Below are 22,024 nucleotides of genomic sequence, written 5' to 3'. Positions count from 1 at the left end.
TTTACATTTGCTTCTTATTACTATTTAATGAGATATAATATTTGTATCAAATTTATCGAATGTTTCGGAATCTAGTTTTTCTCCATCTATCGTCATATTTATTTTCTGTTTCGGATTTGATGTTACCACCCAAGCATTCGGTAAATAACGATCTTCATGTGATAATGTAGAAGGTGAATTTATAACCTTTCCTCCTAAATATAGCGTAGCAGAAGAACCTCCATCCATAGCCATTGCATTTATAGCTCCTTTTTCATATAGAATATCTTGACACTCTTTTAACGTAGCCCCTATACTATGCGTCTGTCTACCGTCAATGACTAGAAACATAATTGTACCATCTTCTTTTTGGGCCATAATACTTCGCGGAGCAGAACCCCAACCACCGTCTCCTTCTGTAATCATTTTTTCTCCATTTACAATTAACTGTGGCATAAATCCTGCTGCTGAAACGATTTGTTTATCCAGAAGTTGTTGGGTAGAATAATTTCCTGTTATCATTTGCCCAAACTTTGTTAAACCGGTAATAATTGTAGAGGTATTTCTATCTATATTTGTATCAATAGCTTTCCCATTTTCTATTACTATGCCAGTTGCAACATTTCCTCCACCCCTTCCTGTTTCATCTGCAAATCCACTTGCATTCACAGCAACAAGTGCATGATTACGTTTTGCCATTACACTAATTTTTTCTCCCCTGTTAGCGCCCTGTGTTCCTTGATGGCTAACAAGTTTAACATTGAAGGGATTGCTAATGGTAACTAACCTTCCTTCGAAAAGAAAACGACTATCTTTATTGCTTTTAATTGTTTCTACATCAATTTCTAATGGCTGATTTTTTAATTCTTCTAATCTTTTTCCTGCTATTTTTTTATAAATATGCTCATCACTGTTTGACCATTTCGGATGATTAATTCTATCTTGCAGTTTATCTAGTTCCTTTTGGGATAGGAATGTATATTTCGCATATTGCGGATGTTGAGAAGTTAGTATACTCCCAGCGATTGTTATACGAAGCTCTCGGCCATAACTAGTACCAAATAATATTCCTATGCCAATAAGCATGAAAATAGAAAATAGGAGCAAAATTCGTTTGAAGATTTTTCTTAGATGTTTCATAGTTTTATCCTCCGGTATTAATTACATTCAATGAATCCTTTAAAATATTTTTTAATAAAGACAAAAGTGTTTATTTTCCTTATTCCCGAGTTCCCCACTAAGTCTTAGCAAGCGATGCAAAATACTTAATTTACATTTCGTATTTATTTAAGTGTATACTTACAAATTTAATAACGTTTTTGCAACCATGAAATAAATTACTAATCCTGTTCCGTCAACAAATGTTGTAATAAATGGACCTGAAACAACTGCAGGATCTAGTTTTAATTTCCTTAAAATCAAGGGTAAAACAGCTGCTACAAGAGAAGCCCAAATAACAATAAATAATAAAGTAATTGCTACAACTTGTGCAACTTCTGTTCCAACTCCTAACATATAAGCACGAGTGAGCCCAGCTATCCCAAGTGCAAGTCCAAGAAGCATACCAATTGCAAATTCCTTTTTCATTACACGGAAAATGTCTTTAAATTTCATCTCTCCAATACCAATTGCACGAGTAATTGTTGCTACAACCTGTGTTCCTGTATTCCCTCCAGTACCTACTAATAATGGAACAAAGAAAGCAAGGGCAACTATAGTTTCAATTTCGTCTTCAAAATACTTTAATACTGTACCTGTATATGCCTCAGCAACAAAAAGAAGTAATAACCATGGTAGACGTTTTAAGAAAATGCTCCAAATGCTAGCTTCAAAGTAAGATTGATTCAATGGTTCACTTCCACCTAACTTTTGAATATCTTCTGTAGCTTCTGATTCCATAACATTCATTACGTCATCAAATGTTATAATACCAATCATTTTATTATTTGCTGTTGTGACAGGTATTGCTGCTAAATTATAATTCAGTAGCTTTTTTACAACTTCTTGCTGGTCAACTTCAGCGTGTACTGAAATTATCTCTTGAATCATGATAGTAGATAATATCTCTTCATCTGCTGCTAGTAATAACTCATGTATGGAAACGATTCCCTCAAGATGACCATGACTATCAAGAACATAACTATAAGATATTGATTCTACATTTTTAGAATGTTCCCTAATGTACTTCAATGTCATTTTTACTGACCAATTTCCTCTAACTGCAACAAAATCACTTGTTACAAGACTTCCTGCCGTTTCAGGTTTGAAAGTCATCAATTTTTTCACGTTATGTTTTGTGATTTTATCTAGATACGCCATTAATTTAGCCTGTTTTTCCGGATGAACCGCTAACAGCAAATCTACTAATTCATCAATCGGTTGTAAATTTAGTAACTTTTTAGCTTTGTTTTCAGATAAGTGAATTAAGATATTATATTTTTCTTCTGCACTCATATATTGAAGAATTTTAGAGCTTTTTAATACAGGAATCGTATCTAGCAATATGACTCGATCTTCAATTGAAAACTGTTTTACTTCTTGCGCAATATCATACGATGCATGACGTAAAACTTTCTCTTCATCCAAGTTATTTTTGGTTATAAGTAATTCCTTTAATAATTTCTTCATGTTAACTCCTCCTCATATTGCTAAGGGAGACTCTAGAGTTTCATGAGTGGTTTTGTTTTATTTTATCTGTCTTTAATTTTTTATTAGAGCAATAATAGTGACATTGCAATCAATTCATTAGCTAGAATTACCTCCTTTTTGAATATAGACAAGATAAAAATAAATAAAATTAAACAGAAAAACCTTTACTCAAAAAGGAGTAAAGGTTTTTTCACAATACAAATAAATGATTATTAAGACAGCTCTACCAAAATCACAGAGGTGCCTTTCTATCAAATCGTATACCACTCCCTCGTTGAGTTTTAGCACTGTATAGCATAGGTTTTTATAACCAGCTACATTAAGAAGGGCCTTAATCCGACCGTTCCTGTTGACCCATTGGCGTCTCTCGACATTTTTGGGCAGCAGCGTTTCTCTATACAGGAGCCTCACCTAACAAAGTTTATTGAATTACTTCAAAATTTAAACCAGAATTTAATATTTGTCAACTGACTTTCAATTCCATTTATAAAAAAATGTTTATAGAAAATGAAATTATATTTTATTATAAATTTAAAATTGCCCTTAAAAACATAGAATTCAAATAGATTTAATTCGAAGAAACGTTATAAAACATATGAATTTTATTGTTTTTAATCAAATTCCAACTTTATAACAAAAGATGAATAATTAGTCATTCTGTATATCAAAAGAACATTCATAAAAAAATCTTCTTTTATGATTAAAATCTTCTTTACTGTTTATCAAATTTATATGGTTAAACTACTTAATCAAACAATACACTACAAGTCAAAAATATGTACTTATACGGAATGATTACATACATTTTTTCAAATCATTTCTCAAAGGACTATAAAGCAATAAAACAAATAAAATTAGCAATATGGTTGCTTGACAAGCAAAAAAAATATATTTATGCTTGCTACACGAAACAAACACATAAAATTTATATTGCTTAACCTGTTAGGTGAGGCTCCTATGCAAACACAGGCTATTGCCCAAAAATGTCGAAAGACGCCAATGGGTAGAACAGGAATTGTCGGATTAAGGCTCTTCTTAAGATAGCTAAGTAATGAATTTTCATTACTTTACGTTGTATAGTGCCAAAGCTCTACTAGGGGGACAAAAGCCTTATTTAGTCATGCCATTTTGAATCCCTCTAGTTACATACTAGGGGGATTTTTGCGTAAAAAAACAGGGAGTAAGCGATAGAATCTTCCTAAACAAAAGTCATTTTTAGTAATTGACGAGAACAAGATTCTATTCATTAGCAAATGTAATATTATGTTTTGTTTTAGATCAGGAGGATATTAAAATGAAAAAAATATTAAAACTCGATTATCTATTGCTCCTTCCTCTATTCATAACATGTACTTTAGGTATTATCATGATGTATAGTGCAAGCTCCATTGTCGCTGTCCAACATTACGGTTATAACAGTAGACATTTTGTTGATTCTCAATTAACAAAGCTACTTTTAGGAACAATAGGGTTAATAGTTTGTGCTTTACTCCCATATGAAATATGGAAAAAACGAATAGTCTCAATCTGTATTATGGTTGGGGGGATTTTTTTATTAATTATGGTTTTATGGAAAGGAAAAGTGGTAAATAATGCTCAATCATGGATCTTTGGAATACAGCCAGCTGAATTTCTTAAATTAGGAACAATACTTGTAACAGCCCGTTTTTTTGCATTACGACAAGAACAAGCTAAAAATAACTGGAGTGGTATCGGAAAACTTTTATTTTTTTTAGCTACAATTTTTTTTCTTATCTTTAAACAACCAAATTTAGGATCTGCACTTTTAATATTAGGTATAGGTTTTAGCATATTTCTTTGCTCAGGAATAAATATAAATCTACTAATCAAAAGAACTATCATCAGTTCTATTTTGTGGTTACCTATTTTATATTTCTTGATTCAATATAGTTTGTCAGAAGTTCAAAAGACACGTATTACTACGATTTTCAATCCCTTTCTTGATGCGCAAGGAAATGGATACCAGCTTGTAAATTCTTTTATTTCCATTGGCTCTGGAGGAATCACTGGTCGTGGATTTGGAAATAGCATACAAAAAACAGGTTATCTTCCGGAACCACATACTGATTTTATAATGGCAATAGTTTCTGAAGAACTAGGATTTATTGGTGTATTTATTCTATTGGTTGGAGTTTGGACTATAGTACTTCGCTCCTTAAAAATTGCACAATTATGTGTAGATCCATTCGGCAGTTTTATAGCAATTGGTATAGGATGTATGATTGGTATGCAATCTGTTGTAAATTTAGGTGGTATTACGGGACTATTTCCTCTTACAGGTACTCCATTTCCATTTGTAAGTTTTGGTGGAAGTTCTTTAATGGTCAATTTAATATCGGTAGGAATATTAATTAATATTTCAATTTTTAATAAAATTAAGTTTGATAATCATTATATATAATTTTAATATTTTAATTAAAAAACTTAAAATCTGACCTCATTAATTTATCTATATTTAAAGAATTTCTAATTTATTTTTAACTGTATTAATATTTATGTTCCTTTTAATACGAAAAAGACAGGCATAAATATATGCCTGCCTTCCGTTCTCATAATCAATTAAACCTAAAACAACGTGAGGTTAACCAAATCTAGATACTGTCTTCTACGCCCTATTTTTTACTTTTCCAAAACAATTTCTGCTATTTCATTAGCATATTTTTTAGAGTCAAATTCATCATAGTTACTTAGTACCACAACAGACAAAGATACTTGTGGAAACCTCATGAAGTGTGAACGATAGCCTGCCCAGCTTCCTGAATGTTCTAAGTATTTACAGTTAAAACCTTCCGCAAGCCTTAGCCCAAAAGCATAATCTTCATTGTCAATAATCGTCTCTCCAGTTGGAGAAATTTTTGGACCTATTTCGCTCATCCTTTTAACAAGGTCATTTCCACCAACAGTACCTGTAGTTAAATTCTCTCCCCATCTTACAAGATCTTCAACATTTGTATGAACTGCTCCATCCCCTGTATGTTCCCAAGGGCTTTCATAGACCATATATGCTCCTTGTTCATTCTTTGAATACCCTCTAGCAATTGAAATAGTAGTTGGGTAGCAATCCACAATCGTTGTGTCTTTCATGTGTAAAGGATCAAAAATACGTTCCTTTGCAAACTGACGTAGGGACTTGCCACTTACCTTCTCTACCACTAGTGACAATAAAAAATATCCTGTATTGCTATACTCAAATTTTGTGCCAACTGGGAATATTGCAATTTGATGATTTTTAAGGTGCTTTAGCGATTCTTCCACAGTTAATATATCAGTAAATTTTATATTTTCTGCTTGAGCCAATTCCATATAATCAACTAGTCCACCAGTGTGATGAATTAGATGTCTCAATGTTACAGGTTCAGCATATGCACCTACAGAAGGGACAAATTTTACAATTGAATCATCTAAACTCAATTTCCTCTCTTGTTCTAAGAGTAATATAGAAAATGCTGAGAATTGCTTAGAAACTGAAGCAATATTAAAAATATTTTTTGTGTTTATAGGTGAATTTTTCTCTATAGAAGCTAAGCCAACCGCACCTTTATAAGTTGGACTTATGACAACATGGGAATTAGCTATTCAAGGTGTAAAAGTTGTCGTTTTAGAGAGAAGATTAAATCGGATAAGAAATTCTAGAGCACTCACACTTCACCCTCGCTCCTTAGAATTAATGGCTATGAGAGGTATTGAAAATCGATTTTTATCTAGAGGTAAGAAATCAGATACCAGCCATTTTGCTACCTTAGATACAAGATTAAACTTTAAAAATTTAGATACTGATTTTCCATATACGCTTTTTATCCCCCAATCTATTACAGAAGAAATATTAGAAGAGCGTGCGCTAGAATTAGGTGTAGACATTAAACGTGGTCATACTTTAAAAGATTTAAAATAATTTTGTACTATACAGTAATGAAACCGAATTCATTTTTATTTAATCAAGAGATTTCGATTTATTATTGGGGTAGCACCACATGACCATCAACTTAAGAAAACAAGTTACCCCAAAACGATAAAAACACAAAATTTCCATTTAGAGAGTACTTTAAATCTTAGCTTGATGGACATGGGGATGTTTTGCTAGCTTGATAGGAAAACATCTCCGTATATATAAGGTTTTTAATTAAAATAGGTCGCCAGTCATTACAGTCATAAACTCCTTAAAAAACTGTTCATAATTCATTTGTATTGCAATCCTATGTTTTGGACGGTCACCGAATGTTTCTGGTTCAAAGGTAGATCTAAAATCTCCTATACTTTGTCCTCTTACAGTATCAAGTACATTAACTGTCACTGCCGATTGATGGTACATAAAAATATCATCACGATTAGTTGCAATTAAAGTAAGTGCATCATGAACCGGGCTACCTTGTATTCCAGGAACTTTTTTTTGATAAAATTGATAATAGTAATAGTCTAAAAGAGGCTTTAAAAATTTAGTTTTCCCTTTAGAGTGGATATAATTGACCATTTCCGGTGTTACAATAGCTGATTGTGTAACATTCAAAGGATAAATTGATAGATTCTTTGCATATCTCATTACAATATTGGCTGCTCCAGGATCGCCATAAAAGTTAGCTTCAGCAATTGGAGTAACATTTCCTGGATATAGAAAAGCTCCTCCCATAATATAATAAGAATGTACATATTCCATCACATCACCATAAAGGAGAAATAAAGTTGCAAGTGAAGTTAGCCGTCCGGTATTTACGATAATAAGTTCATTTTTATGCTGCTTAATAAGTGTGAGAACCTCAAAAAAATTCTCAAATGTCTGAATCTCTAGTTCTGGATGAATGGGACCTATTCCAAATTTACCGTGAACTTCTGGATAAAAAGTTTCTGCTTCTGAAGACATGGAATGCTCCGCCCCACCAAAAACTTTTATATATTCTTTACCTACACTTTTAAGTAAAAAGCGAACATTTCTAACAACTTCAGCTTTAGGTACGTTCCCATAGTCTGCAACAATTCCTATAACATCAATTTTATCTGTTAAATGCGCATATATGATAGCTATCGTATCGTCAATTCCGAAATCCCCAAAAAACAGTACTTTTTTCCCCATACAATATTGCTCCTTAAATTTACTAGTTTTCAAAACGTATTATACTTATTTATCGTAAGATAAGATTGTTCTCATGTTTATTTGTAGTACGATATATGAATGAATTCATCTAGTTAACATACACTTTCGTTAATAATGAGCAAATTCCTTTTGTATGAAATGAAATAGTATGGAATTACTAACCTTAACAAGCTTTTTCTGATATCCTCTACTCATTATTTGGTCCTCAAAATGAATAAAATAGATTATTCTTTCTGTAGAATTATAGGTAAGGAAAACGTATTTTTCGCTATATGGGTAGTGCAAAATCTTAGCTTTATAGCGATGGGGTAGCACCACATACCCGTCAACCTAAGAATTCCGAAATACCCCAAAATAAAAAAGCGTAGAAATAAAACCCTTCTACACTTTTTTATTACTTAACTAAATATAATTTCTCTTATTGAAATTTCTAATTACCTTATTCAAAATTACAAAAGAAACAATATATTTCATCTTTTATTATGAATAAGATCAACTTTTAGTTTACCTTAATTTTACTATGGATAATAATTTAACTGTATAGTTTATATACTATTAATTCTTTATGATGGAATCATTTTCTTATTTTAGATTTTCTTGTTTTGGTACAATTTTAATAGATTTCTTACTAATCCGTATAAGCATACCAAAAGAGAGAAAGATAAAAAATCCGCCAAAAAGAGCAAATACAACTGTAGGATTGAAATGTGCTAATAATACCCCCGAAACAATAGGTCCTACAGCCATTCCCATATATCTAATAAAGTTAAACATTCCCATTGCACTTCCTCTATTATGTTCAAATTCATTTGCAATCATAGTAGCAAATAAAGGAGTAAGGATACCAATTGATATTCCGTGAAGAATTAAAGCAACTGTTACGCCAATTAAAGTTTTCGAGTGTGTCACAGCAAATAGTATAACGCTCAAAGCTAATACTACATTTCCAGCTATAAAAAGCTTTTTTTGTGAAATTTTTGATTGAATTGTTTTAAAAGTCATGCTGCCAATTATTAAACTAATAGCCATTGGTAAGTAAAGTAAACCCACTACCTGTAAACTTAATTGATAATGATCAGTTAATAAGATTGGTAAGTAAACAAGGAAGGAGAAATAAAGAAAAAATGCAAAGAAACTTAATATTAATATGGAACTGCCCACTTTGCTTTTAAATATAGAAGCATAGTGAAATATAAGTGTTTTCCCACTCAATTCTTTTTTACTTCCTACACGATCCTTAGGGAAGTATATCCAATTAGTTATAAATAGAATTACAGATACTGCTACAAGTAGCCAGAAAACACCTGGGTAATTATATTTTTCCCCAATAAATCCTCCTAGCACTGGTGCAACAGCAGGTGCAATGGATAACATGGTTTGATATGTACCCATTGCACTTCCTCGTTGTTCTTCTTGAAATACAGTACCAATTGTAGTTGCAGCAATAAGTGGTATTGCAGCTGTCCCTACAGCCTGTAAAATTCTACATATTAAAAATACTGTAAAGTTACTTGTAATTGCACAACCAATACTCGCTATAATTGTTAAAATAATACTCGGAATAAGAATAGTCCTAGCACCTTTAAAATCAATTATAGAACCAAAAACAATTTGCATAATTGCCGTAATAAAAATAAATATGGAAACGGAAAGGTTAACCATCGTTATAGATACTTGGAATGAATCCCGAATTATGGGGATTATTGGAGAATATATATTTTGATTTAAAGAAGCGAAAAAAGCACTAATACACAACAAATATAAAAGAAAAGAAGCACTTGATTTAACACGGTTCATGCTATCCCTCCTAAAAGATTATTAATAATTAGCTAATATATTTAAGTTATAAAAAATTTATTTCCCCAACATTTTATCGTTTATATTTTGTAAAAACTTCAATATTGCGTTTTGTTCAATTTCAGAAAATGAATCAACGAACTGATAAAATTCATTTTCTTTCTGGTCATGAATTTTCTGATGTAATTCACAAAGTGATTGTCCTGCCGGAGTAAGTTGATAATATACCTCCTTTTTGTTATCAACTGACTGAAAACGAGTGATTAAATTTTCCTTTATTAATTTGGTGTTAATTTTTGTGATATTCGCTTTAGATAAATTCATTTTCCTTGCAATTGTAATATTATTTATTGGTTGATTCTCACCAATACAGGCAATTACGTGTATACTTGTCATATTTGTCGGTACATGTTCTATTTCTTCCATTTTTGCTTGCTTAAAAAAAGTCTCAATATCCTTATCTGCCTTTTGTTCATTGAGATGTAACAAATGTAGATAATTATCGTAAATTTTCTGTTTTATGCCCTTATTCATTTAAATGTTTCTACCCTTCTTTGTCTATTTTATTTTTTGTTTACCGGTAAACTATTTTGATTTTATATCCTCGTTTAGCAATTGTCAATTGCTAAATTGGAATTTAACTAATTATGTAAGAACCTTTAATGTATCTATTTTTCATAATTTACCCTAATAAAGTCGTATTATATTAAAGAGTAAGTTTCAATGCATAAAAGTCCTTTTTTTAAATTGTTGACCTAGTTATTGTTTACTGGTAAACTTTATATTGTTAACCGGTAAACAATAATTCTAGATAGGGGAAATTATTATGACAAATTTTGTCCATAAACAAACCTTAAAAGCTATTGAAGACTTTGTCATAACAAGAGAAAAGAAAAAATATGCATCTCAAGAGATGATAAAAGAATTAGTTAGTGAATATGAAAATATAAATAAAAATTGGACTCTAACACAACTACATATTGTTTCGGTTATTCATGAGAGTAGACAACAAATGAATAACACTCTACTATCTATGGAACTTAATATTTCTAAAGCAACCATCTCTAAAGCTATTCGCGTTCTTATTGATAATAAAATTTTATTGACGCATCAAAATACAGATAATAAGAAGGAAATCTTTTATACTTTAACTGATAAGGGAATACAGTTAGCCATTGTTCATAAAAAATTACACAAAATTGCACATGAGCGTTACAGTGCGTTATTCCAACAATTTAATGATTCCGAGTTACAAGTTGTAACAAAATTTTTAGAAGCATGGAAACAATATATTTAATTTTTTGTTATATTAGCTTAGAAGGTATATATGATGACCTTCTCATAAAAATAGAAAAACTAAGGGGTTTTAGCCCCTTAGTAAAAATTGAATTATATTAATAACTAAAATAGCCATGTTTTTTTAAACTAACTTATCAAAAAGAATAGGCATGGAAATAGGTCCACGTGTATAAAGTCCTTTTTCAACATATTGAAAATCTTCTTCTAATTTAATATTTTTCATATTATCTAAGACTACATTTACAACTATTTCAATTTCTGATTTCGCAAACGCTGCCCCTACGCAATTATGAATACCTGATCCGAATGCAAGATGTCTTGCAGCACCACTAAATGCCTTTTTAATATCAAGATCCGGACGATAAATGTTGAATTCATCAGGTCTTTCAAATGCATTAGGGTCACGGTTCGCTGCACCAATCATACAAAATACCGTAGTTCCTTTGGGTATTTGTATACCACTTATTTCCGTATCTTTTGACAATTGACGTGGGATCAATTGCACTGGTGGATTGTAACGTAAAGTTTCTGCAATAGCTAATGGCACTAATGAACGATCACTTAATACATCTTGTAGTTGTTTCGGTTGGTTAATTAAATTATAAATTAATAAAGCAAGAGTCTTATCACCAGGTTCTGTTGCAGCTAATAATATATTTAAAATCAATGCTAGAATATCAGTATCAGTCATAGCTATTCCTTCATATTTTGCACTGCATAATTTAGAAATTAAATCTTCCTGTGGGTTTAATCGTCGTTCTTTAATAATTGGTTCTAAATAATTAGCTAACTGTTCACTGCACCAAAGAGAATGTTTTTTTGCCTCTGGTGGTTGATTTATACTAGTAATAAAATCAGCTACACCACTATGCCATTCTCCTATCTTCTTATGATCTTTCTTATCTAATCCAATCATATCCATTGTTACATAAACAGCAAATGTTCTGCCAAAATCATTAATTAAATCTATCTTTCCATTTGGAAGGTGTGGAAATAGTAAATCTTCTGCATTCTTTTTAATTAAAGGCATTAATTTTTGTAAAGCATCTCCCATAAAACTTCTTAAAACAATTTTTCTTTTCGCTACATGCTCTTTTCCACGCATTTGTGCTAATACTGGTCCACGCATTACTGGTTCAGCACGTTCAGCTAATGATTTTGTTGTAAATGTTTCAGTATCATTCAATATATTACGGACATCTTGATATCTACTAATAAAATAACTATCAATCTCAGGTTCATAATGTACTGGGTCATTCTGACGTAGGTATGAAAAATACTTATATGGATTTTCTTGAAATTCCTCTGTTAATATATTTACCGTTTGCATAGTATTTGACATATTACTTCCCCCTTGTATTGGATACTTACTATTTGCTAAGATATATCTTCCGATTCTTGAACCATTAAATATCCTTGATTTGGTTTCATCTTGATAGAAAAATCATTTCGAACTATCTGTTCACCAAGCTCCCATGGTTTATGATAAATAAGTACAGCTTCTTGAGCTCCTAAAATTTCAGCTCCGCCAATGAAAAATGGGAGTTCTGCAATTACATATTCTACTGCAATATTTAGCATGTCATTTGATATTTGATCAATATCTATATTAGTACCCCTTGCCCTACCTAAAATGGCTGCATGTGACATTTCTAAGCAAGCATTTCGAAAATCAGTTTCGCTTAAAAAAATATGTTCTGCTTCTGCCCTCATGCAGCTATATGCATTGTTGTCATTAAAATCAGAAAAAGTATGGATAGCATTTACATTACCACCATGCTCTTTAAGTGCCTTTTCAGCTGATCTTCTATTTCGAGATACTTCTTTCCTAACTTTTCTTTCCGCTTTACCTTTTGGAGTTCCTAGAGCCTCAAGTAAATTTGCAGCTTCTTTTCCAGCTAATAAAACACTAACATCATCAAAAGTATGTAATGCCCATTCAATGAGTCTATTAATATATTCATCAGAAAATCTACTATTAAACGGACTAATACCTATTATTGCATGCTTACTACGTTTTAATATTTCAGCACAATTAGTAGATAAGGGTTGAGAACTAAACTTTCGTACATTTCTTACCGCTATAGCATTCGTCATACAATCATCCCTTTAAATAATTTTATCAATATAAACTGTTTTATTGATTTTAAGTAACCAATAATATTTCAAACTACATAAAAAAAGAGATAGAATATCTTGATGTTAGAAATGTTGAATAAAAATAATACTAACAAAAAACCCCGTATAATGTTCACCGGTGAACAAAACCAATTCTATATTGCTACTATTGTTTTGTCAATATGTATTATTCAGAAAAAATAAATAAAACAAAAAATTAAAATTCTGTTCACAATTGTTTACACAATAGAAATTTATTTCACAACTTACAGTTAGTCATAATAAAGAAGTACAGGTCCTTAATTAAGGACCTGTACTTCTTTATTATATATTTTATTTCTCGTTTTTTTGCTCTTCAATAATAAATTTAGAAAGCAATTCTGTTAATGCATTCACCTTTTCTTTCATCTTGTTAGATTGATTTGAAATTTCTTGAATTGAAACTGCTTGTAATTGAATTGATTGTACTGTTTGAATTGTTTCTCTTTCTATTTGTGTTGAAGTATCAGATACTAGTGAAAGAGACGCATTTACTTCTTCTGTACCGGCAGACATCTCCTCTGTTGCTGCAGAGACTTCTTGAAATTGACTTGTGATTTTGTCAATATCTCTCATAATAGATGAGAATGTTTGATCTGCTTGGTGGGCTGCTTCCTTTCCTTCTGCTGCCTTTTGTTCTCCTTTTTGCATGACATGAACTGTGTCTTGAGTATCTTGTTGAATAGATTTGACTAAATGGTTAATTTCATTAGCGGATTCTTTAGACTTTTCAGCCAAATCCCTAACTTCTGCTGCAACCACTGCAAACCCTTTCCCATTCTCTCCAGCACGTGCTGCTTCAATAGCAGCATTTAAGGCAAGAAGGTTAGTTTGCTCGGCAATATTAGTAATTGCATCCAAGGCTGTATCAATCTGTTGTGTACGTGTAACAAGTCTATCTATTACTTTTGATGTTTCCTCCACGACATCATGAACACTGTTCATTTGAAGAATTGAGTGCTTTATCACATCACTACCAATGTGTATTTGTTCTGTAGTAGTTACTGCTACCTCAGCAACTACAGCTGAAGACTCAGCTACTGTTTGCACACCAATTGTTATTTCATCCATTGAAGATGAACTCTCTTGAATACTAGTTACCTGTCCTGCTATTTTTTCTTTTACTTCAGAAATCGTCTGAACAACCTCATTCGAAATATTAGATGCTCGCTTTGTATCTTGTAAAACACCATCTGTAGAAGAAATAACTTCTTGTGTTGTCGATTTAACACTTGCAATTAATTGTTGTAGATTATCTAACATACTATTAAAAGACTGTACAATATTTCCTATCTCATTATTTGCTTTATAAGAAGTACGTATTGTTAAATTACCTGCAGCTACTTTCTTCATATCATTTTGCAATAATAATAGTGGTTGTCGTATAGTTAACCTGATAAGATATCCGATGAATATTACTATGATAATTGCTAAAATTGAAAGGACTACAAACATTATCATTGTATTTTGAGCACTGTTATTATTAACTTGTTGTAACTGCTCTGCATTATTACTGTTATATACAATTAGTTCACGAATGGACTGAATTGTTTTTTGCATATTAGGTTCGATTTCTTTTAGATAATAAGTGTAGGCTTCTTCATTATTAGCTTTCCCTAATTCTTGTGCCTTTTTCATCTTTTTTCTTAATTCATGAAACTCTTCCTGAAATTTGCTAAATAGCTCTTTTTCTTTATTAGAAATAACTTTAGTTTCGAACAGCTTTAATAACTGATCATTTTCTTTACGAATTCCATCCATTTCTTTTATCAAATCGTTCATTCTTTTTTCATCTTTGGATACCATTATTTCCATAAAATTCATATTAACGTGATAAAAGTTAGATTCTATCGTTCCTATCCAATCAACTGATTTTAAATTATCTTCATACATATTAGAAGAAGCACTCTTTCCTCTTTCTAATCCCCAAAATCCTATTAGGGATAATACTATACAGGCAATACTTGATATGCCTATTAGTATGTTTAGTTTTGTACCAACCTTACTGTTTCTCAATAATTTCAACTAAAAACTCTCCATTCTTATATATAGTTCAGTTGATATATTGTATAATAATAATCTGGAATATACGATATTTATTTTTAAAATATATAAATATAAATAATTTAAAAAAGTAATAAAAATAAAATTTTCCAGTAAAATATTTCGCCATTTGGCCATCAAGGGGTATCCCCCTATGCCCATCAACTTAAGAAAACAGATCTCCCCAAAAAGAAAAAAATGAGCTTTATTATTACAAGTCAGCACAAAATTTCGTTTTTGGGGTAGTTTTCTTTTCTTAGCTTGATGGCGATGGGGTGGTACCCCTTTTTACTTCTTCCCAAGATTTCACTCCTTTTTCTTCAGAATAATATACTAGAAGAAAAGCATCTTCACGAAGGTACTTTTGTGCGAAAAATTCTAATTCCTTTTCTTTACCTTCCTTCTCAGAGTCTACTAATTTTAAAAATGTTATGTTAGAAGTAAATAATTAAAATAAATCTTACGAAAATTTCTCATTAAAAGATGTTACTTTTACAATTAATAACGACTGTATAACAGGATTTATCGGTATCAATGGTTCTGGTAAAACTACTACAATCAAAGTAATCCTCGATCTGATTTTAAAATATTCCGTAAAAATTTATTTTTCAGAAAAATAAATGATTAAATATGAAAGAAAGTCTAAAAACAAAATTGGTATTGTGCTAGATGAGGGATATTTTTATGATGAATTAACATTGAAAGAAATGAAAAATATCATTGCTCCTTCCTATACTGATTGGGATGAACCCGTTTTTCAAGATTACATAAAACCGTTTACTTTAAATCTAAAACATAAAATTTCTACCTTATCCAAAGGGATCGAATGAAATTTAAAAGTTCACTAGATTGGAACATTTATTTGAGTGTAAATATGCTAAAATAGTAAATGTACTGTTAATCTTTCAGCGAATGTATAATGGCTTTTGTTACGATTTAATGTATAGTTGTAAAATAAAAAACCACTACTTAAGGGAGTGGTTTTTTATTTTACAGTTAATACTTAGTAAACGCCAAATTTCAAAATAATTAAAAGGAAAGTTACTAAAAGAATAAAGCTATATTTACTTGCTAATTTTATATAAATTAAAGTGATTATCTACTATTAAGTTGGTCCTTATACTCTTTTAATGCTTCTTTCCAATGTCTTAATGGTTTTAATCCATTCAGGATAATGCAATCTTTGCTTAACACTGAATATTTAGGTCTGTTGGCTGTTTGCGGGAATTCCTCCGTCGTTAAAGGAATTATATTAATCTCTGTATTGAAGTCTTTAAAAAATTCAACTGCAAACTCATACCACGAACATACTCCTTCATTTGTCACATGATATAATCCAAATTGATCTGTCTCTATTAACTCCTCAATAAAGTTTGCTAAATCTATTGCATAGGTAGGTGAGCCAAATTGGTCTGATACTACACGTACTTCATCATATAGACTTGCTATTTTTCCTATCTTAGCAATAAAGTGACCATCACCCTTTCCAAATATCCAGGACGTTCTAATAATAAAATGATTCTTCGTGTATTTTTTTACTAAATGTTCTCCAGCCAATTTCGTTTCTCCATATATATTTAATGGATTAGGACGATCTTCTAGATTGTATGGTGTATGCTTTTCGCCATCAAATACATAATCCGTACTAATATATACAAATTTACACTTGATTCTCCCTGCAGCCTGAGCAATATATTTGGTACCTAATACATTTACTTCATATGCCAAACCTTTATCTCTCTCTGCCCTATCTACATTTGTAAATGCTGCACAGTGTATAATTACATCTGGCTTTACTCTGTCAATATAAGAGCAAACCCTTATTTTGTTTGTAATATCTAACTTGGTTCGATTCACACAATATAGTTCATGACGTGTTCTGCTGAGTACTTGTATTAAAGTTTGTCCAAGTTGCCCATCTACTCCCGTTATCAGTATCTTCATTTTAAAATTCCTCGTTTAACTTATGTAATTTTTAGCTAATAAAATTTATCCCCACCAAGAAGGGTTATCTATATACCACTTAATTGTTTGAGTGAGTCCAGCATCAAATAGATAGTGTGGTTTCCAACCTAATTCTTCTTTCAACTTAGTAGCATCCATAGCGTAACGTCGATCATGTCCTAAGCGATCTATGATAAATGTAATTTGCGATTGACTTTTATTGAGGAATTTGAGTATTTTTTGTACTATATCCAGATTTGTGTATTCATTATCTCCTCCGATATTATATATGTGCCCGTCTGTTCCACCATGAAGAACTAAATCAATAGCTACACAGTGATCCTCTACATGAAGCCAATCTCTTATATGTAATCCATCACCGTATAGAGGAATATCTTTATTATTTAAAGCATGAGTTATTGTTAATGGTATTAATTTTTCCGTGAACTGATAGGGACCATAATTATTGGAACAACGAGTTATATTCATAGGTAAACCGAATGTCTCATGATACGCTCGTACCATTAAGTCTGCACTGGCTTTACTTGCACTATAAGGACTATTAGGAGCTATTATTGTATGTTCTGTAAATGCACCCGTTTGAGATAATGTCCCATATACTTCATCTGTAGAAATTTGTACAAACTTTTTCACTTTTGTTTTATATGCTGAGTGTAATAAGGCTTGTGTACCTAATATGTTAGTTTGGACAAAGATATGGGGAGTTTTAATACTTCTATCAACGTGAGATTCTGCTGCGAAATTTAATACATAATCAAATTTCTCTTTTTTAAATAACTTATCTATGAATATCTCATTTGAAATATCCCCTTTGATGAATTTATAATTTTGATTTAGTGATATTTCCTTTAAATTAGATAAATTTCCTGCATATGTTAATAAATCTACATTTACAATTTGGTATTGAGGATATTTGTTTAACATATACCGAATAAAATTACTACCAATAAATCCTGCCCCACCCGTTATTAATAATTTCAATTAAAATCATCTCCATAAACAAAGTTGATATTAGTATCTTTTAATCTAGGTAGTTTTCTATCTTTCTCTGATAAAACTGGTTGATTAGTTGGCCAAAAAATCCCTATCGTTTCATCATTCCATAGAATTCCGCCTTCATGGTTAGGTGAATAATACTCATCTACTTTATACTGGACAATAGTATTAGGTTCTGTAGTACAAAAACCATGTGCAAACCCTTTAGGAACGGTAAGTAGACGGTTATTATACTCACTTAAAATTGTTCCGAACCATCGCCCATACGTTGGAGAGCCCTTTCGGATATCTACCACTACATCATAAATAGAGCCAGAAATGCAGCTTACTACCTTCATTTGTGCTTTAGGATTCAACTGATAATGCAGCCCACGTATCGTGCCTGTATGAACAGATAATGATTGATTATCTTGTACAAAGTCTCCATGTAAATCTAAAAGTTCAAATTTTTTCTTATTACATGTTTCTATGAAGTAACCGCGTTTGTCACTGCATTTATCAAGCTCTATAATAAAAACACCATCTAATGCTGTATGAATTTTACGCATTCTTCTCTCTCCATTCATTTAAATGCTATTGATGGGCAACCCTTAGTAAATATTGGCTGTATTGATTTTCCTTTACCGAATTTGCCATTTTTAATAGTTGCTGCTTGGTTATATATTTCTTTTTAAATGCAATTTCTTCTAAACAAGCTACTTTTAAACTCTGTCTTTTCTCAATTGTCTCTATAAATTGTGCCGCTGCTAATAATGATTCGTGTGTACCTGTATCCAGCCATGCATAGCCTCTTCCCAATAATTCAACTTCTAATTCTCCCATTTCAAGATATTCTTTGTTTATATCTGTTATCTCTAATTCCCCACGATTAGATGGTTTAATATTTTTTGCTATTTCTATCACACGTTTATCATAAAAATACAGGCCAGTTACTGCATAGTTTGATTTTGGTTCCTTTGGCTTTTCCATGATATCAATCACATGCTTTTTAGAATCAAACTCTACTACCCCAAAGCGCTCTGGATCATTGACATAATAACCAAAAACTGTAGCTCCTCTAGTCTTCTTAACAGCCTTTTCTAGTAATTCTGTTAGTCCATGACCATAAAAGATATTATCGCCAAGAATTAAAGCTACATTATCATTTCCAATAAATTCTTCTGCTATAATAAATGCTTGTGCTATACCTTCTGGATAAGGCTGAACAGTATATGAAAGGGTAATTCCATATTTTGAACCATCACCTAACATTTGCTCAAATTTATTAATATCTTGTGGCGTTGAAATAATTAGTATCTCTCTTATACCCGCCAACATTAGTACTGATAAAGGATAATAAATCATGGGTTTATCATAGATAGGTAATAATTGCTTCGATATAATTTGGGTAAGGGGGTACAATCTAGTACCGTTCCCACCTGCAAGAATGATACCTTTCATGGCATTGTGCTCCTTCATAGTTTTTCTGATATGATCAATTAAGAGCTTAAGCTTTAAAAACTATATAGCTTATTATGCAGGAGACCGATACATACCTAATAAAAGTGGCCTCCTACATAAATAATTAATTTAAATATTTTCCTATTACAACAGAATTATAATTACCACCATAAGAATATGTACTAATTAAGGCATTGCGCACCGGAGCCTTACGAGGATTTTCTGTGACGAGATCTATTCTTCCTCTATGACTCTTTACATTTTGCGTAGCTGGTATTTCACCATCAAATGCACATATAACACTAATGAGAGAAAGAAGGCCTGCAGTTGCATGAGTTTCCCCAAAGATAGATTTTGTGGCACTAACAGGAGCTCCTTTTCCGAATGTACGTTCTATAACTCTCTCTTCAATATGGTCAAAATATGTATGACCATTGGCAGCTGCACAAATATATTCTATCTCTCCTGGAGAAATCATCGCCTCTTTCATTGCTAAACGCATAGATTCCTCCCATGCCTTTCCTAGATGATTTAAATCCCCTATTTTACTATCATCAGATGTTAACCCAAAACCTTTAATTTCAGCTAAAATATTACTATTTCTTTTTAACGCTGCCTCCTCACTTTCTACAATAAAGGCAACGCTCCCTTCACCAAGTATGGTACCGCTATTATTACAATCAAAAGGACTTATATTCTCAGTTGTTAAGTATCTTTTTATTTTTGAGTGTCCCTCTATTATTGGATTATTTACTTCATCTGCCGTTACCACAATGAATGTGTCATAATCACTAGATTGAATCATGGCATAGGCATAGTATAGTGCACTAATACCAGAAACCCCGCCACATGAAATAGTTGAAGTAGGCCCTTTTATTTTAAAGTTTAATGAAATATGTCCAGCTGCTGCGTTCATAACTGTGTTTGGAAATAATTTAGCATTGGCGGCCTTAACACCCTCTTGGATAATAATCCGGTTAAATGATTCTACCGTTCCAACTGGTCCTGTACCAGTAGCAAAAATAATTCCTATCTTGTCCCTATTATTTTTATCTATCTTTAAGTTCCCGTTCTCTATAGCCATTTTCACTGATAATACTGCATGTTTGCTAATTGAATCCATCTTCCTTAATAAATTAGGATGTATTAGCCTTCGATAGTTTTGTTCTGGTATTTTTCCGGCTTGTATGCACTTAGGATTGTCGTTCCACTGTTTAATCTTTGAGGTACCACTCTTTCCCTTAAACATACAATCTTTAATTTCTTGAAGGTTTGAAGAATTCCCAGCAAGTCCCCCTACACCAGTAATTACGACTTTTTTTTCTTTAATTAGCTTTTCCTTTGCTGCTGATAACTCAAGGTTCTCATTGTACTTACAGAATAAGATACTTGCATTGTTTCCACCGAAAGCAAATGAATTTGATAGTACATAACTCAAATCACTTACCCTACCTATGTTAGGTACAAAATCTAGATTAAACTTTTGACTTTCAACTTCAAAGTTTATAGTTGGAGGTAAATATCCATGTTGAATAGCAAGAATACTTGTTACTGCTTCCGCCGCCCCTGCGGCTCCTAACATATGTCCTATCATTGATTTAGTTGAAGAAACTGGTGTCTTATTTTCAGTAATTAATGTACGAATTGCTTTTGGCTCTGATACATCATTTGCTGGTGTACCTGTACCATGTCCATTGATATAGCTTACTTCCTTAGCATCTATATTGGCTTTCTTTAAAGCACCTTGCATGGATCTCAAAGCACCTTCCCCGCCAGGATCTGGTGCCGTCTGATGATATGCATCTGAAGATAAATCGTAATCCACTAGTTCAGCTAGGATATTTGCACCTCTTTTAACCGCATGATCTAAGGATTCCAAAACAAGAATAGCTGCACCTTCTCCGATTACCACGCCATTACTCTTGCTATAGGGCGATGGTGGCGTTGGTGCTAGTGCTTGTAAACTATTAAAACCACTCATTGACAATTTAGATAAGGGATCTACACCACCGGTTATCATGATATCTGCTTTGTTATTTCGAATTGTATCCAGCGCAAATCCAATTGAATTTGTACCAGCGGCACATGCATTCGAAATAATCATTTTTGGCCCTTTTATTTTTAAGTCTCGCGTAATATTGTCACAGGGCGTATGGATTGGATACTTAAAAAGTAACGTTTCATCTGCTTTTTCAATTCCATCTTTAATCCACTGATTATGAAATTCTTCCCCGCTCAACATGCCTCCTAAAGATGTGCCTAATGATATTCCAATTCGGTATGGATTAAAGTTTTCTATTTTTAATTTTGCGTTTTCTACCGCTTCTCTTGCCGCCATGACACCTAATTTTCCACAGCGATCCATATCCTTTATTTCATCATTAAAGAAGTAATCATCTAACTGAAGGTTTTCAATCTCTCCACCATAATCTGTTACCATTTCAGCCATATCGATATTTTGGATTACTTTAATACCAGATTTCCCAGATTTGATATTATCCCAAAATTCTTTTACACTATTTCCGTTTGAACAAATAATTCCCATGCCAGTTACGACGATTCGTTGATTATTCGTGTTCATATGCCATCACC

General features: G+C 32.0%; 15 protein-coding genes, 4 pseudogenes and 2 riboswitches. Of the genes and pseudogenes, 4 read left to right on the top strand and 15 right to left on the bottom strand.

Translation table 11 applies throughout. The features are described from left to right. Positions 1-24: 24 nt before the first annotated feature. Positions 25-1,119 (bottom strand): phosphodiester glycosidase family protein, encoded by a 1,095-nt coding sequence (locus M1D73_RS28520; protein WP_086401039.1) that lies wholly within the window; start codon positions 1,117-1,119, stop codon positions 25-27. 159 nt (positions 1,120-1,278) lie between these two features. Then, a complete protein-coding gene (gene mgtE, locus M1D73_RS28515) occupies positions 1,279-2,607 on the bottom strand; it encodes a magnesium transporter (protein WP_481158041.1) in 1,329 nt (442 codons plus the stop codon). A gap of 281 nt (positions 2,608-2,888) precedes the next feature. Then, positions 2,889-3,054: riboswitch (M-box (ykoK) riboswitch) on the bottom strand. Between the two features lie 505 nt (positions 3,055-3,559). After that, positions 3,560-3,736, top strand: a riboswitch (M-box (ykoK) riboswitch). 186 nt (positions 3,737-3,922) lie between these two features. Here mgtE and M1D73_RS28510 point away from each other — a divergent pair. Further along, complete coding sequence (locus M1D73_RS28510; protein ID WP_086401041.1) at positions 3,923-5,050, top strand: FtsW/RodA/SpoVE family cell cycle protein; 1,128 nt, start codon at positions 3,923-3,925, stop codon at positions 5,048-5,050. Between the two features lie 218 nt (positions 5,051-5,268). On the opposite strand, the pseudogene M1D73_RS28505 reads toward M1D73_RS28510, so the two are convergent. Continuing rightward, a pseudogene (locus M1D73_RS28505) lies at positions 5,269-6,195 on the bottom strand (serine hydrolase domain-containing protein); the annotation flags it as partial. Positions 6,196-6,202: 7 nt separating this feature from the next. Here M1D73_RS28505 and M1D73_RS28500 point away from each other — a divergent pair. Beyond that, positions 6,203-6,538, top strand: a pseudogene (locus M1D73_RS28500) (FAD-dependent monooxygenase); the annotation flags it as partial. Between the two features lie 231 nt (positions 6,539-6,769). On the opposite strand, the gene M1D73_RS28495 reads toward M1D73_RS28500, so the two are convergent. The 3 genes from M1D73_RS28495 to M1D73_RS28485 form a co-directional block, all read right to left on the bottom strand. Beyond that, positions 6,770-7,714, bottom strand: coding sequence for a nucleoside hydrolase (locus M1D73_RS28495; protein ID WP_086401043.1), 945 nt, complete (start codon positions 7,712-7,714; stop codon positions 6,770-6,772). A 603-nt stretch (positions 7,715-8,317) separates the two neighbouring features. Beyond that, positions 8,318-9,532, bottom strand: coding sequence for an MFS transporter (locus M1D73_RS28490; protein WP_086401044.1), 1,215 nt, complete (start codon positions 9,530-9,532; stop codon positions 8,318-8,320). Positions 9,533-9,589: 57 nt separating this feature from the next. Further along, the gene (locus M1D73_RS28485; RefSeq protein WP_044585258.1) at positions 9,590-10,066 is read right to left on the bottom strand and encodes a MarR family transcriptional regulator; all 477 of its coding nucleotides are present in this window, start codon (positions 10,064-10,066) and stop codon (positions 9,590-9,592) included. A gap of 292 nt (positions 10,067-10,358) precedes the next feature. Between M1D73_RS28485 and M1D73_RS28480 the strand changes: the two genes are divergently transcribed. Beyond that, positions 10,359-10,829, top strand: a complete 471-nt coding sequence (locus M1D73_RS28480) for a MarR family transcriptional regulator (RefSeq protein WP_086401045.1) — start codon at positions 10,359-10,361, stop codon at positions 10,827-10,829. 123 nt (positions 10,830-10,952) lie between these two features. Here M1D73_RS28480 and cypX read toward each other — a convergent pair whose 3' ends face one another. From cypX to M1D73_RS28460, 4 genes and pseudogenes are all read right to left on the bottom strand, one after another. Then, positions 10,953-12,173: a pulcherriminic acid synthase gene (gene cypX / locus M1D73_RS28475; protein ID WP_100655264.1), complete on the bottom strand. Its 1,221-nt coding sequence runs from the start codon at positions 12,171-12,173 to the stop codon at positions 10,953-10,955. Between the two features lie 35 nt (positions 12,174-12,208). Then, positions 12,209-12,928, bottom strand: coding sequence for a tRNA-dependent cyclodipeptide synthase (locus M1D73_RS28470; protein WP_086401047.1), 720 nt, complete (start codon positions 12,926-12,928; stop codon positions 12,209-12,211). 354 nt (positions 12,929-13,282) lie between these two features. Continuing rightward, a complete protein-coding gene (locus M1D73_RS28465) occupies positions 13,283-15,013 on the bottom strand; it encodes a methyl-accepting chemotaxis protein (RefSeq protein ID WP_100655263.1) in 1,731 nt (576 codons plus the stop codon). Positions 15,014-15,287: 274 nt separating this feature from the next. Beyond that, positions 15,288-15,452 (bottom strand): annotated as a pseudogene (locus tag M1D73_RS28460) (YxeA family protein); the annotation flags it as partial. 76 nt (positions 15,453-15,528) lie between these two features. Between M1D73_RS28460 and M1D73_RS28455 the strand changes: the two are divergent. Then, positions 15,529-15,855, top strand: a pseudogene (locus tag M1D73_RS28455) (ATP-binding cassette domain-containing protein); the annotation flags it as partial. A 271-nt stretch (positions 15,856-16,126) separates the two neighbouring features. Here the strand turns inward: M1D73_RS28455 and rfbD are convergent. From rfbD to M1D73_RS28430, 5 genes are all read right to left on the bottom strand, one after another. After that, the gene (rfbD, locus tag M1D73_RS28450) at positions 16,127-16,975 is read right to left on the bottom strand and encodes a dTDP-4-dehydrorhamnose reductase (protein ID WP_086401049.1); all 849 of its coding nucleotides are present in this window, start codon (positions 16,973-16,975) and stop codon (positions 16,127-16,129) included. A 45-nt stretch (positions 16,976-17,020) separates the two neighbouring features. After that, positions 17,021-17,977, bottom strand: coding sequence for a dTDP-glucose 4,6-dehydratase (gene rfbB, locus M1D73_RS28445; protein ID WP_086401050.1), 957 nt, complete (start codon positions 17,975-17,977; stop codon positions 17,021-17,023). Then, a complete protein-coding gene (rfbC, locus tag M1D73_RS28440; protein WP_100655262.1) occupies positions 17,974-18,540 on the bottom strand; it encodes a dTDP-4-dehydrorhamnose 3,5-epimerase in 567 nt (188 codons plus the stop codon). Before rfbC ends, rfbB begins: the two co-directional genes overlap by 4 nt. A gap of 25 nt (positions 18,541-18,565) precedes the next feature. Next, on the bottom strand, positions 18,566-19,432 hold the full coding sequence (gene rfbA, locus M1D73_RS28435; protein WP_100655261.1) for a glucose-1-phosphate thymidylyltransferase RfbA: 867 nt from the start codon (positions 19,430-19,432) through the stop codon (positions 18,566-18,568). A 124-nt stretch (positions 19,433-19,556) separates the two neighbouring features. Next, the gene (locus tag M1D73_RS28430; protein WP_100655260.1) at positions 19,557-22,013 is read right to left on the bottom strand and encodes a beta-ketoacyl-[acyl-carrier-protein] synthase family protein; all 2,457 of its coding nucleotides are present in this window, start codon (positions 22,011-22,013) and stop codon (positions 19,557-19,559) included. Positions 22,014-22,024 lie beyond the last annotated feature (11 nt).

The sequence above is a fragment of the Bacillus sp. PK3-067 genome (genome assembly GCF_056738645.1).
Note: the sequence above shows the minus strand (reverse complement) of the source record. Positions and strands in the feature narration are given on the sequence as shown.

Bases quoted from the DNA above. Each gene is read 5' to 3' on its own strand.
- M1D73_RS28520 (WP_086401039.1), bottom strand. From the start codon at position 1,119: ATGAAACATCTAAGAAAAATCTTCAAACGAATTTTGCTCCTATTTTCT.
- mgtE (WP_481158041.1), bottom strand. From the start codon at position 2,607: ATGAAGAAATTATTAAAGGAATTACTTATAACCAAAAATAACTTGGAT.
- M1D73_RS28510 (WP_086401041.1), top strand. From the start codon at position 3,923: ATGAAAAAAATATTAAAACTCGATTATCTATTGCTCCTTCCTCTATTC.
- M1D73_RS28495 (WP_086401043.1), bottom strand. From the start codon at position 7,714: ATGGGGAAAAAAGTACTGTTTTTTGGGGATTTCGGAATTGACGATACG.
- M1D73_RS28490 (WP_086401044.1), bottom strand. From the start codon at position 9,532: ATGAACCGTGTTAAATCAAGTGCTTCTTTTCTTTTATATTTGTTGTGT.
- M1D73_RS28485 (WP_044585258.1), bottom strand. From the start codon at position 10,066: ATGAATAAGGGCATAAAACAGAAAATTTACGATAATTATCTACATTTG.
- M1D73_RS28480 (WP_086401045.1), top strand. From the start codon at position 10,359: ATGACAAATTTTGTCCATAAACAAACCTTAAAAGCTATTGAAGACTTT.
- cypX (WP_100655264.1), bottom strand. From the start codon at position 12,173: ATGTCAAATACTATGCAAACGGTAAATATATTAACAGAGGAATTTCAA.
- M1D73_RS28470 (WP_086401047.1), bottom strand. From the start codon at position 12,928: ATGACGAATGCTATAGCGGTAAGAAATGTACGAAAGTTTAGTTCTCAA.
- rfbD (WP_086401049.1), bottom strand. From the start codon at position 16,975: ATGAAGATACTGATAACGGGAGTAGATGGGCAACTTGGACAAACTTTA.
- rfbC (WP_100655262.1), bottom strand. From the start codon at position 18,540: ATGCGTAAAATTCATACAGCATTAGATGGTGTTTTTATTATAGAGCTT.
- rfbA (WP_100655261.1), bottom strand. From the start codon at position 19,432: ATGAAAGGTATCATTCTTGCAGGTGGGAACGGTACTAGATTGTACCCC.
- M1D73_RS28430 (WP_100655260.1), bottom strand. From the start codon at position 22,013: ATGAACACGAATAATCAACGAATCGTCGTAACTGGCATGGGAATTATT.